The following is a 9,394-nucleotide window of genomic DNA, read 5'->3' as shown; positions in this document are numbered from 1 at the left end:
CCTTAAATTTTGGCAATAAAAAAGGCCGCATTGCGACCTGATTAGACGTGAGCATTGCTGTAGAAAATTCTGGATTGTGCCTGTCTTTTAACCACATCAGGCTCGGTGGTTCTCGTGTACCCCTACAGCGAGAAATCGGATAAACTCTATTCACCCCTACAGAGAGCAAAAAGAGAATCGCCGATGAACAACTCATGGTGGCAGGAACTAATGCATTTTTTCCTGCAAGGAATGACACTTAAACAGTTGATTCATATGCTAATCATTCTGATCATATTGATTGTTGTTATGCCGGTAAGCGTAAAAGAATGGATAAACCTGCATAATCCAGAAATCCTTCCTCATTACTGGATGTATTACATCCTGCTGCTCTGTGTTAGCTATGTGCTGAACGGTGTTTTTAATTCCGTTTATCACGCTGTTACTGAAAGAATTGAGGCATTAACTGCTCAGCGGCGTAAGGCCAGAGAAGAAAAAGTCGTCCGGGATTTGTTTGATTCGTTAACTCCTGGCGAAAGAGCGTATTTGGCTTTCGCCGTAGCCGCCAATAATCAGCTAAAGACGGAAAAAGGAAGCCCTGAATCAATTTCTTTGCTCGAAAAAGGACTTATCACTCGCTTGCCTTCTGTTATTGGATATCCTGATATTGACCGTTTTGTTATCCCGGAAAAGTATTTTAATGAGTGCTACATGAGATTTGCCGGGAAGTCAGACATTCTTATGAATGAACTTATTGCACAGGACGAACAGCTCAAAAAATAACGACTTAACCGACAAATACCTTACCTCGCTGTTATTTGTTTGCTCTTACGATACCCAGCCGCGTAAAGTGCTACGTCTGGCAAACATACACCGGTTTCTGGCGGCTTATGTCCAAACTCATTTGCGTACACAATGGCTGCCCGTTCCAGATTGCGTCTGTATTCTTCCAGTTGCCAGAATGCATCTTTCGCCATGAACTGAAGTGATTTTGCGTCTTCAATACGTTTTGGCGTTTCGTGTTTTCCTTTGGCCTGAATCTGTACACGGCTAAGAGTAGGACGATGCATTACTTCTGAGCTTATTGCTTCTTCGCGAGCCAGCACGCCATTAGCTAATGCCTTTGCCTTTAAACGTTCACGACGACGAGCACGAGAAGTGCCTTTGAACTGTGTTCTGCGTGTCATATAGACCTCCTGATGAACTTTGGTGATGCGATGCCAGATGCTTATCTTCTGGTTGCCTCGATGGACTGCAATTCATCGCATCCCAAAGCTCACTTTGGTTATTGCTCGTTGACGGAGCCGTAGATTCATCACTGAATCGTTGTATGTTCACCATCCTGGTGAGTAGTGTGTCCTGTTGATGTGTTTAGTATACGTATAGTAAACATCATTGCAAATACATTTTGTATCCTCATGGTTGTTTTGTTTACATTGTGTTGATTTTTAAAGTGATTTATTTTTTTAAATCCTCTATGGCATACTGTTCTGAACAAAAAACGAGCGAGGAATCTGTGTGAAAAACGAGGAACTGGCGCAGTTGCGCTATCAGGAAATGTGCAGGATTGTCGGTGATGTCGTGTTTGCTATGGTTGCGGAGGGTCATGAGACCAAAAGAGTGGCTATAGCTGACGTTATTCGTACGGAGATAGCGAAAGGTCTGGATAAGTGGGATGACGACCAGTTGCAGTGCATGAAACTTGCCGTGAAGCTACTGGAAGAGTAGGGCAAAGAAAACCCGGCACTGTGGCCGGGTTGGGTTAGTTAAGCCTGATACGCCATCTTATACGCTTCAAAAGCATCCTTATGACGAACGGTTCCTGCTTGGCTCTCTGGCAGATCGGCCAGAATAGAATCGTCGTTGCACATTGGAATGCCCTTAGCCTTTAGCTCCATTGCAAGCTCGAATGCGCATCCTGGGCATTTGTGGCGTCCGGTATTGCCTTGGTTTTCTGGGAGAGAGGTAAAGCGAGGGTCATAGCGATGGTCTTTCTTACAGATATGCTTCATCCTGATACCTTCTAAAAAAGATGGCATCGAATGCTTTACAGGGGAAAACGCTTGAGGTAATCTCCCCAATCGAGATCTCAAGAAAACATTCTAGCCAGTGTTTTTGTGGGCCCAGAAGGTTGCCGCCTTCTGGGCCTTTCCGTTGTTGGCGAACAGAAAACGATCGCACAACAGCGGGATCCTACCCAGGATAAATAAAAACTTCAACAAATTGATCGGCTTATAGCTGAGTTTTTTTACACCTGTAATTCCATCCAATAAAAAAGGCCGCATTTCTGCGACCTGTTTCACACAATCACTATCACCCAAACATCCATTATCCATCATCACCCGAATATCTCATCAGGCCATTGGCTGGCTACAACCTTACCTACAACCCTGCATTGTTCGTTACATGGCATTATTGGGAACTGAGGGTTTAGCGGTTGTAGGAATACTTGTCCGCTGTCTTTGATGAGCTTCTTAAAAGTGAACTCATCACCACATAACCTTGCAATGCAAAAATCGCCTGGGTCTACAGGAACTTCTGGGTCTACAAGAATCAGCATTCCTTCAGGAAAGCTTGGTCGTGATCCCGCTGGAGCCGTCATTGAGTGGCCTTCAACTTCAAGCCAAAAAGATGAATCACTGGCTTTTTTGGTCGTACTAATCCAGCATTCTGCATCTCTCTCGGTGAATGTGCGAAATTCTGGTGTAAACATTCCAGCCTGAGCGTGAGAGAAGAATGGGTATTCAAATTGAGGTTTAACAGGCTTTTGTTCTGTTGATTCTCCAACGCTAAAGGTTCCGTCAGCGTTGAACCTCACGTCTGTAACTCCAAGATATTGAAAAATTGCTCCAATTTCTTGTATTGATGGGTTCCTTCTTCCGTTAAGCCAATGACTAACAGCACCTTTGGTTACACCAAGGTGTTCAGCAACTTTATCCTGATTCAATCCAAGCTGATCAATCCTTTGCTTCGCTATGTCATACCAGTTCATTTTCATCCTTAAATTATACAATTTGTATCAAACAAGAACAGTCACAACTCGTAAACTATGTATTGCGATATTGAATACGATGTGTATACTTGTTGGTGAGGAGGAGCCTATGAATAATATTCGCAATTTTCGCGAGCGCTTCGGTTTAACGCAGGAAGATCTTGCGAAAGTACTCGGTTGTACGCGTGGTGCAGTTTGTCATTACGAGACAGGCAGAAGGGGAATGGACATCAATCTTTGTCGCGCTTTTATCAATGCGTTCAAAGAATACGGTTACGAACTAACCATAGACGATCTTTTTCCACCAAAGGCTGCGTAAGCAACACCACTTCCAACAACGGACATTCGTCCTACGTCGCTGACAAGGCGAATCCAGATAACAAATCAACCACAGGTTTATGCGCCAGTGCGCATAGCCACAACTAACTATTAACTACAGGAAATACTAAGTAATGGAACTCACAAATCACAGCAAAAAGATACGCGAAGTGGAAACAGAGCTTCGCGCCCGACTCGTATCAATGGGGCAGACAAATTTCGCAAAGATGGCGGGTTGGTCTGATTCAAAAGTAAGCCGCCTGAACATTCAGGATATGGCGGTGACGTTCGTTCTTCTGGAGAAGGTATGGGAGACAAGCTTAATCAGGGAAGTGGCAAGGCAAGCGGTGGAAGCTGTGATGCCGAGAAATAAAAAACGCCCGGTGTGCAAGACCGAGCGTTCTGACCAAATCCAGATGGATTTCTAACTACTTTTCGCGGAGTTAATTATGGCAAAAAAACCTACACCAGACCAGGTAAAAAAGATTCGTTCTGGCATTACCAAGAAAATACGGTTTGAGGTTTTCAAGCGCGATGGCTTCAAATGCCAGTACTGTGGGAGTTCTGCGCCAGACGTCATCCTTCATGTCGACCATATCAACCCAGTTAGCAAGGGTGGCGATAACGACATGATGAACCTTATCACTTCTTGCGATAGTTGTAATGGCGGGAAAAGCGACAAACTGCTCAGCGATAACTCAATAATGGAAAAGCAAAGGCAGCAACTCCAGGAGCTTAATACCAGGCGAGAGCAACTGGAGATGATGATCAAGTGGCGAGATGGTCTTAAGAGCCTGAAAGACGATGTTGTTGATATTGTCGCTACCAAAATTGACGACTGCATTGCGCCATTTACCGTCAACGACAATGGACGAAAATCCATCAAGAGATGGCTTCGAATATATAAAGTTGAAGAAATCCTCGATGCTATCGAGCTTGCCGCAGACAAAAAACTTACCCAAGAAATAACCCACGAGCTTACTGGCGAATTCTTTGAGTACATCCCTCGCATAGCAGCGACTAAAAGAAAAACCCCTGAAGAGCAAAGGATTCTATATATCAGAGGAATCCTTAAAAACCGCATATACATCAATCAAAACCATGTGATGGGTTATCTCAAGGCATGGCTTTCATACGACTTAGATCTCGATGAACTTACCGAGTTTGCGAAAACAGTACCTAACTGGACAACGTTCAAGGAGTGGGTGTCTGAACGCATTCGCGAAGCTCAAGAAGAACTCCCGTACTAAAGGTGGATAAATGGCACGTTCAAGAAATATTAAACCAGGCTTTTTCACAAATGATGAACTGGCCGAATGCTCTCCATATGCCCGCCTACTTTTTGCCGGGCTGTGGACTATCGCTGACAAAGAAGGGCGATTGGATGACCGCCCCAAAAAGGTTAAAGCGCTCGTTCTGCCGTTCGACAACGTTGACTGTGATGAACTTCTTCAACAGCTACATCAGCGTAAATTTATCAATCGCTACCAGGTAAATGGTGAAGGTTTCATCCAAATTTCAAACTGGAAGAAGCATCAGAATCCTCACTGCAAAGAAGCGGCTAGTGAGATACCAGCACCAGTAGAGAACAATGACAGCACCGGACAAGAACAGTGCAAGTGCGACAAAGAGGAAGATAAGAATGGTGCTGAATCAACTCAACTCATTGAAAATAATGAAGTACCAGAAAAGCACTATGCAAGTACAGTGCAAGAACCAGTAGAGAACAATTTAAATCCTGCTGATTCCCTTAACCTGATTCCTGATTCCCTTAACCTGATTCCTGATTCCCTTTCTAACACCCAAGCCGCTGACGCGACTTGTGAAGGGACTGGGGCTGATGTCCATAAAATTTCAAGTCGCTATGCATTCGAAGGAAATATCGTTCGGTTAAACCACAAGGACTACGAAGCATGGAAACGCCTGTATCCGAACATTGACCTTAAGTACGAGTTGGAAAGGCTGGATATCGAATTTAGCCATGAGAAGCCAAAGAACTGGTTTATCACTGCCAGCCAGAAACTCAGTTACCAGAACAAGCAAGCGTTATCAAGACCGGTACGCAAGGTTGCTAATGGCCTTCAAGCTGAGGGTTTTGCCACCAAGGACTACGGACAAACTGAAATGCCTTCATGGGCTCAGGAGTGAACATGACGCTGGACGAAAAGATATCTCACCTGGAGAAAAAACTTGCAGAGTTGAGCTCTCCGCCAATTGCTATCGAGCACACTGCTGTAGAAATTGTCACTGGCACCTGTGAAAAACATGGTGAGTTTGAGCAGCGCAATCGTTATTCCACTGGACCAATTAAGTTTGCCTCAAGACCCAGCGAATGCCCGGAATGCATGAGGGGTGAGCTTATTGAGCTACAGGCTGAGAAGATTAAAATCGACGAGGCATCACGTAAGCGCACTGTTGAGTTTCTGTTGAATAACCTGGATATTCCTGAGCGGTTCAAGGGATGCACACTGCAAAACTATGAGCCAGTCAACGACGATGCAAAGCGAGTACTTCGGGTGTGTCAGGCATACGCCAGTAAATGGCCTGAGCGATTACAGAAAGGCGGTGGCCTGGTTATGTGTGGCAAGCCGGGGACTGGGAAAAATCACCTTGCGTTGGCTATAGCTCGTATCGCCATTACTGAGCATCTAAGCTCTGCAGTGTTCACAACAGCCCTGAAAATTGCGCGTGAATACAAATCAACATGGTCTAAAAGCTCCACGCGCACTGAGGATGAGGTGATTAAGCAGTTCACTAAGCCTGATCTACTTATTATCGATGAGGTCGGAGTTCAGTTCGGAAGTGATGCCGAGAAGCTAATCATGTTCGAGATTATCAATACCCGCTATGAGCGCATGAAACCAACCATTCTGATAAGCAACCAAAGCAAGGATGAGCTTTCTGCTTTTATCGGTGAGCGAGTTATAGACCGCATGAACGATGGAGGCGGATGCACACTGGCTTTCACATGGGATAGTTACAGGAGCAAATCGTGAAAGACAAAGGTCAAATGCGAGGTATAGCAGCTTTCGTTGCAACTAATCCGGGTTGCTTTTGTCATGAGGTTATAGCAGGAACCGGCATTCAGAAATTCGCAGTTACATCTGCCCTAATCAAGCTGGTAAAGCGCGGGACCCTACGGAGGGTTGGTAATCCAAAGCATTACCGGTACTTCATAGCCACCAGGGACGAAGTAATTGTGAATGATATGTCTGTTAAGCCAGGAGACTACGACCACGATAGGCCAAATCCTTTGAGTGCCATGTTCAACCAGAAGCTACGTGAGGTTAGGCAATGACCATCTACAAAATACCTGAAATGCTTTTGAATCCCCGCTTCATTGCTGTTTTGAACAGATGTATCGACGAAGAAGAGCTCATTATGCAATTCGAAAGGTTGTCAGGCGTCACTCGACCACCAAAGGGGCAACATCCAATAGAGCTGATGGTTGATAAAGCGACAGGATTTTCTGATGAGCAGTGGAAACGGTTTTTTGAAGCATTTATCCCGTTCGTCTATGAGTTTATATGGCTCACATGGAGAGACCGTGACAATGAGGAGTACTGGCAATGACCATCTACATCACTGAGCTAATAACAGGCCTGCTGGTAATCGCAGGCCTTTTTATTTGGGGGAGAGGGAAGACATGAAAAAACTAACCTTTGAAATTCGATCTCCAGCACATCAGCAAAATGCCATTCACGCAGTACAGCAAATCCTTCCAGACCCAACCAAACCAATCGTAGTAACCATTCAGGAACGCAACCGCAGCTTAGACCAAAATCGGAAGCTTTGGGCTTGCCTTGGTGATGTCTCACGTCAGGTTAACTGGCATGGGCGATGGCTTGACGCTGAAAGCTGGAAGTGTGTGTTTACCGCAGCCTTAAAGCAGCAGGATGTTGTCCCTAACCTTGCCGGGAATGGCTTTGTAGTAATAGGCCAGTCAACCAGCAGGATGCGTGTAAGCGAGTTTGCGGAGCTATTAGATCTTATACAGGCATTCGGTACAGAGCGCGGCGTTAAGTGGTCAGACGAAGCCCGGTTAGCACTGGAATGGAAAGCGAGGTTTGGAGACGCCGCATGAAACACTGCTACCGCTGCGGAGAAAGCAAAGACGATTATCGATTCCGGCCAAATCAACCTTATTGGCACCAATGGTGTATCAGATGTGAGCGGTCGCCAGTAGGTAATTTCCCGCTGCCAGAGACGAAGGAGGACGTATGGCACGACAGCGACGAAGTATCACCGACATAATCTGCGAAAACTGCAAATACCTTCCAACGAAATGCTCCAGAAATAAACGCAAGCCAATCCCAAAAGAATCTGACGTAAAAACCTTCAATTACACGGCTCACCTGTGGGACATCAGGTGGCTTAGAGAACGTGCGAGGAAAACAAGGTGATTGACCACAATCGAAGTTACGAGCAGGAAAGTATAGCGAGAGCCTTATGCGCCGGATGTAACAAGCAGCTGGCACCTGATGAAATTTACGCCTGTGCAGAATGCATCAACGAATGGCTGGTATATCGAGATCCGAATGGAGATATGTCTAATGAGGATATTCAGGAGCAATAAATGGCTTCAGGCAGTAAGGGAGATAGATTGCTGCGTTCTGTGTGGTCGATATGGAGTTCAGGCTGCGCATCGCAACGAAGGAAAGGGAATAGGGCTAAAGGTTGACGACAGCCTAACGGCGGCGCTTTGCCCGTCATGCCATGAGCGAATCGACAACGGAAAAGATTTAAGCCGGGAAGAGCGACGCTCAGAAATGGACCGCGCCATTGTCTTAACGTTGCAAAAGTTAACACGCGAAGGGAGGGTAACAGTGCGATGAACGAATACCGTATAGCGTTGCCGTGGCCTCCATCCAATAATCGCTACTGGCGTCACTCTCGAGGAATCCACTACATCAGCGATTGGGGAAAGCGATACCGGCGAGAAGTAATCGAAATAATTCAGCAACAACAGCTAGACCTTAAAATCACACCCCGCATCAGAATCACCATTCTCGCAGCACCTCCCGATAACCGCAAACGCGACCTGGACAATCTACCAAAGGCCGTTTTTGACGCACTCACCAGTGCGGGATTCTGGCTGGATGACGGCCAGATAGACGATATGCGCATCAAGCGCTGTCAGGCGGTTAAAGGCGGAATGCTTGTACTGGTTGTGACTGAAACCTGTGGGCGTTTGCCAATGATTACAGAGCTACTGGAGGCCGCATGACGTTCTCAGTAAAAACCATTCCAGACATGCTCATAGAGACATATGGAAACCAGACAGAAGTCGCTCGGCGCTTATCGTGCCACCGCAACACAGTCAGGCGTTATCTGTATGACAAAGAAGCCAGGTATCACGCCATCGTTAACGGCGTTTTAATGATTCATCAGGGCGGGAGAGGTATCTATGACCGTAACCAGCATTAACCAGGCGAAACAGCAGCGTGAACGTGACGAAGCTGAATTGCGCAGCGTCAGAGAGATGACGGAGCAACACCAGAAGGCGATGGATTATCTGCATGAGCGAGAACTGGTGAACCGGCTTGGATTGAACAAGCCGTCGGGAGGCAATGCTGCATGAGTATACGAGAATTGAACCTCACTAAAGAGCAGCATGACTGGCTTAATGGGTGGCTTGAGCTATGGGGAGCATGGGTTTATTCAGGAAGACTCGAAAAACGCATGAGCAGCGTTATAGCGCAGTTCATGGAGAGCGTAGAGCCGGGGAGAGTTATGACAAGACCAATGTGCAATGATGATGATGGAATGTTGATTTCTCAGGTCGTCGATTCCGTCATGTACATTGACAAGAAAGCCTTTGGCATCCTCCTCAGCTACTACGCTCATGGTTCATCCAAGCGAGCAATTGCATCCTACTATCACGCGACTGCAAAGCCACGCAAGATGTGTGGACGTGGTGGCGAGGGATGGAGAAAACCTTCACTGGCAACCTGTAGAAATGAAATTGACGACATCCTGAAAGCGTCATTATTTGTTTTATACCAGCCAATGCAAAAAGCTTTCAAAATGCGTAAACGTGTTGAGAAAGTTAAGTATGTTGCTGTTAAAAGCCTTGACATGCAATTATCCATTTAGCCATAATTA

General features: G+C 46.0%; 22 protein-coding genes. 18 read left to right on the top strand and 4 right to left on the bottom strand.

The window, feature by feature from the left end; all coding sequences use genetic code 11:
• Positions 1–183 precede the first annotated feature (183 nt).
• Positions 184–762, top strand: coding sequence for a superinfection exclusion B family protein (locus ACLJRS_RS12250; protein WP_410957819.1), 579 nt, complete (start codon positions 184–186; stop codon positions 760–762).
• Positions 763–782: 20 nt separating this feature from the next.
• Here ACLJRS_RS12250 and ACLJRS_RS12245 read toward each other — a convergent pair whose 3' ends face one another.
• The gene (locus tag ACLJRS_RS12245; protein ID WP_001749904.1) at positions 783–1,166 is read right to left on the bottom strand and encodes a hypothetical protein; all 384 of its coding nucleotides are present in this window, start codon (positions 1,164–1,166) and stop codon (positions 783–785) included.
• Positions 1,167–1,497: 331 nt separating this feature from the next.
• Here ACLJRS_RS12245 and fumD point away from each other — a divergent pair, with 331 nt between their 5' ends.
• Positions 1,498–1,707, top strand: a complete 210-nt coding sequence (gene fumD, locus ACLJRS_RS12240) for a fumarate hydratase FumD (protein ID WP_000786965.1) — start codon at positions 1,498–1,500, stop codon at positions 1,705–1,707.
• A gap of 38 nt (positions 1,708–1,745) precedes the next feature.
• On the opposite strand, the gene ACLJRS_RS12235 is transcribed toward fumD, so the two are convergent.
• The 3 genes from ACLJRS_RS12235 to ACLJRS_RS12225 form a co-directional block, all read right to left on the bottom strand.
• Complete coding sequence (locus tag ACLJRS_RS12235) at positions 1,746–1,991, bottom strand: hypothetical protein (RefSeq protein WP_023213376.1); 246 nt, start codon at positions 1,989–1,991, stop codon at positions 1,746–1,748.
• Between the two features lie 90 nt (positions 1,992–2,081).
• Positions 2,082–2,321, bottom strand: a complete 240-nt coding sequence (locus ACLJRS_RS12230; RefSeq protein ID WP_410957818.1) for a hypothetical protein — start codon at positions 2,319–2,321, stop codon at positions 2,082–2,084.
• Positions 2,318–2,971: a LexA family protein gene (locus tag ACLJRS_RS12225; protein WP_410957817.1), complete on the bottom strand. Its 654-nt coding sequence runs from the start codon at positions 2,969–2,971 to the stop codon at positions 2,318–2,320. Before ACLJRS_RS12225 ends, ACLJRS_RS12230 begins: the two co-directional genes overlap by 4 nt.
• A gap of 109 nt (positions 2,972–3,080) precedes the next feature.
• Here ACLJRS_RS12225 and ACLJRS_RS12220 point away from each other — a divergent pair, with 109 nt between their 5' ends.
• From ACLJRS_RS12220 to ACLJRS_RS12145, 16 genes are all read left to right on the top strand, one after another.
• Complete coding sequence (locus tag ACLJRS_RS12220; protein ID WP_001059982.1) at positions 3,081–3,290, top strand: helix-turn-helix transcriptional regulator; 210 nt, start codon at positions 3,081–3,083, stop codon at positions 3,288–3,290.
• Positions 3,291–3,423: 133 nt separating this feature from the next.
• Positions 3,424–3,717 (top strand): CII family transcriptional regulator, encoded by a 294-nt coding sequence (locus ACLJRS_RS12215; protein WP_000424140.1) that lies wholly within the window; start codon positions 3,424–3,426, stop codon positions 3,715–3,717.
• A gap of 21 nt (positions 3,718–3,738) precedes the next feature.
• Positions 3,739–4,539, top strand: coding sequence for an HNH endonuclease (locus ACLJRS_RS12210; protein ID WP_001749908.1), 801 nt, complete (start codon positions 3,739–3,741; stop codon positions 4,537–4,539).
• Positions 4,540–4,549: 10 nt separating this feature from the next.
• Positions 4,550–5,437 carry a hypothetical protein gene (locus tag ACLJRS_RS12205; protein WP_001749909.1) on the top strand — a complete coding sequence of 296 codons (888 nt, stop codon included), beginning with the start codon at positions 4,550–4,552 and terminating at the stop codon, positions 5,435–5,437.
• Between the two features lie 2 nt (positions 5,438–5,439).
• Positions 5,440–6,285, top strand: coding sequence for an ATP-binding protein (locus ACLJRS_RS12200; RefSeq protein ID WP_001749910.1), 846 nt, complete (start codon positions 5,440–5,442; stop codon positions 6,283–6,285).
• Positions 6,282–6,587 (top strand): hypothetical protein, encoded by a 306-nt coding sequence (locus ACLJRS_RS12195; RefSeq protein WP_000653239.1) that lies wholly within the window; start codon positions 6,282–6,284, stop codon positions 6,585–6,587. The genes ACLJRS_RS12200 and ACLJRS_RS12195 overlap by 4 nt, the downstream gene beginning before the upstream one ends.
• Entirely contained in the window at positions 6,584–6,862 is a 279-nt protein-coding gene (locus tag ACLJRS_RS12190) for a hypothetical protein (RefSeq protein ID WP_001749911.1), read from the top strand. Before ACLJRS_RS12195 ends, ACLJRS_RS12190 begins: the two co-directional genes overlap by 4 nt.
• A gap of 73 nt (positions 6,863–6,935) precedes the next feature.
• On the top strand, positions 6,936–7,373 hold the full coding sequence (locus ACLJRS_RS12185) for a recombination protein NinB (protein ID WP_000736919.1): 438 nt from the start codon (positions 6,936–6,938) through the stop codon (positions 7,371–7,373).
• Complete coding sequence (gene ninD, locus ACLJRS_RS12180; protein ID WP_043957873.1) at positions 7,343–7,543, top strand: protein NinD; 201 nt, start codon at positions 7,343–7,345, stop codon at positions 7,541–7,543. Before ACLJRS_RS12185 ends, ninD begins: the two co-directional genes overlap by 31 nt.
• Positions 7,510–7,692: a NinE family protein gene (locus tag ACLJRS_RS12175; protein ID WP_000113760.1), complete on the top strand. Its 183-nt coding sequence runs from the start codon at positions 7,510–7,512 to the stop codon at positions 7,690–7,692. The genes ninD and ACLJRS_RS12175 overlap by 34 nt, the downstream gene beginning before the upstream one ends.
• On the top strand, positions 7,689–7,865 hold the full coding sequence (locus ACLJRS_RS12170) for a protein NinF (protein WP_001749912.1): 177 nt from the start codon (positions 7,689–7,691) through the stop codon (positions 7,863–7,865). Before ACLJRS_RS12175 ends, ACLJRS_RS12170 begins: the two co-directional genes overlap by 4 nt.
• Positions 7,843–8,124: a hypothetical protein gene (locus tag ACLJRS_RS12165; RefSeq protein WP_001218098.1), complete on the top strand. Its 282-nt coding sequence runs from the start codon at positions 7,843–7,845 to the stop codon at positions 8,122–8,124. Before ACLJRS_RS12170 ends, ACLJRS_RS12165 begins: the two co-directional genes overlap by 23 nt.
• Positions 8,121–8,516, top strand: coding sequence for a crossover junction endodeoxyribonuclease RusA (gene rusA, locus ACLJRS_RS12160; RefSeq protein WP_001749913.1), 396 nt, complete (start codon positions 8,121–8,123; stop codon positions 8,514–8,516). The genes ACLJRS_RS12165 and rusA overlap by 4 nt, the downstream gene beginning before the upstream one ends.
• Positions 8,513–8,716: a phage NinH family protein gene (locus tag ACLJRS_RS12155; protein ID WP_047641338.1), complete on the top strand. Its 204-nt coding sequence runs from the start codon at positions 8,513–8,515 to the stop codon at positions 8,714–8,716. Before rusA ends, ACLJRS_RS12155 begins: the two co-directional genes overlap by 4 nt.
• A complete protein-coding gene (locus ACLJRS_RS12150; RefSeq protein ID WP_410957816.1) occupies positions 8,697–8,870 on the top strand; it encodes a hypothetical protein in 174 nt (57 codons plus the stop codon). The genes ACLJRS_RS12155 and ACLJRS_RS12150 overlap by 20 nt, the downstream gene beginning before the upstream one ends.
• The gene (locus tag ACLJRS_RS12145) at positions 8,867–9,385 is read left to right on the top strand and encodes an antiterminator Q family protein (RefSeq protein ID WP_410957815.1); all 519 of its coding nucleotides are present in this window, start codon (positions 8,867–8,869) and stop codon (positions 9,383–9,385) included. Before ACLJRS_RS12150 ends, ACLJRS_RS12145 begins: the two co-directional genes overlap by 4 nt.
• Positions 9,386–9,394 lie beyond the last annotated feature (9 nt).

This window comes from Salmonella sp. SAL00670 (assembly GCF_046552235.1).
Taxonomy (GTDB): domain Bacteria; phylum Pseudomonadota; class Gammaproteobacteria; order Enterobacterales; family Enterobacteriaceae; genus Salmonella; species Salmonella enterica.
The sequence above is the reverse complement of the archived record's forward strand: the minus strand, read 5'-3'. Positions and strand labels throughout refer to the sequence as shown.

Bases quoted from the DNA above. Each gene is read 5' to 3' on its own strand.
- ACLJRS_RS12220 (WP_001059982.1), top strand. From the start codon at position 3,081: ATGAATAATATTCGCAATTTTCGCGAGCGCTTCGGTTTAACGCAGGAA.
- ACLJRS_RS12250 (WP_410957819.1), top strand. From the start codon at position 184: ATGAACAACTCATGGTGGCAGGAACTAATGCATTTTTTCCTGCAAGGA.
- ACLJRS_RS12185 (WP_000736919.1), top strand. From the start codon at position 6,936: ATGAAAAAACTAACCTTTGAAATTCGATCTCCAGCACATCAGCAAAAT.
- ACLJRS_RS12245 (WP_001749904.1), bottom strand. From the start codon at position 1,166: ATGACACGCAGAACACAGTTCAAAGGCACTTCTCGTGCTCGTCGTCGT.
- ACLJRS_RS12145 (WP_410957815.1), top strand. From the start codon at position 8,867: ATGAGTATACGAGAATTGAACCTCACTAAAGAGCAGCATGACTGGCTT.
- ACLJRS_RS12165 (WP_001218098.1), top strand. From the start codon at position 7,843: ATGAGGATATTCAGGAGCAATAAATGGCTTCAGGCAGTAAGGGAGATA.
- ACLJRS_RS12205 (WP_001749909.1), top strand. From the start codon at position 4,550: ATGGCACGTTCAAGAAATATTAAACCAGGCTTTTTCACAAATGATGAA.
- ACLJRS_RS12155 (WP_047641338.1), top strand. From the start codon at position 8,513: ATGACGTTCTCAGTAAAAACCATTCCAGACATGCTCATAGAGACATAT.
- ACLJRS_RS12215 (WP_000424140.1), top strand. From the start codon at position 3,424: ATGGAACTCACAAATCACAGCAAAAAGATACGCGAAGTGGAAACAGAG.
- ACLJRS_RS12150 (WP_410957816.1), top strand. From the start codon at position 8,697: ATGACCGTAACCAGCATTAACCAGGCGAAACAGCAGCGTGAACGTGAC.
- ninD (WP_043957873.1), top strand. From the start codon at position 7,343: ATGGAAAGCGAGGTTTGGAGACGCCGCATGAAACACTGCTACCGCTGC.
- ACLJRS_RS12225 (WP_410957817.1), bottom strand. From the start codon at position 2,971: ATGAACTGGTATGACATAGCGAAGCAAAGGATTGATCAGCTTGGATTG.
- ACLJRS_RS12200 (WP_001749910.1), top strand. From the start codon at position 5,440: ATGACGCTGGACGAAAAGATATCTCACCTGGAGAAAAAACTTGCAGAG.
- ACLJRS_RS12175 (WP_000113760.1), top strand. From the start codon at position 7,510: ATGGCACGACAGCGACGAAGTATCACCGACATAATCTGCGAAAACTGC.
- ACLJRS_RS12235 (WP_023213376.1), bottom strand. From the start codon at position 1,991: ATGAAGCATATCTGTAAGAAAGACCATCGCTATGACCCTCGCTTTACC.
- rusA (WP_001749913.1), top strand. From the start codon at position 8,121: ATGAACGAATACCGTATAGCGTTGCCGTGGCCTCCATCCAATAATCGC.
- ACLJRS_RS12190 (WP_001749911.1), top strand. From the start codon at position 6,584: ATGACCATCTACAAAATACCTGAAATGCTTTTGAATCCCCGCTTCATT.
- ACLJRS_RS12210 (WP_001749908.1), top strand. From the start codon at position 3,739: ATGGCAAAAAAACCTACACCAGACCAGGTAAAAAAGATTCGTTCTGGC.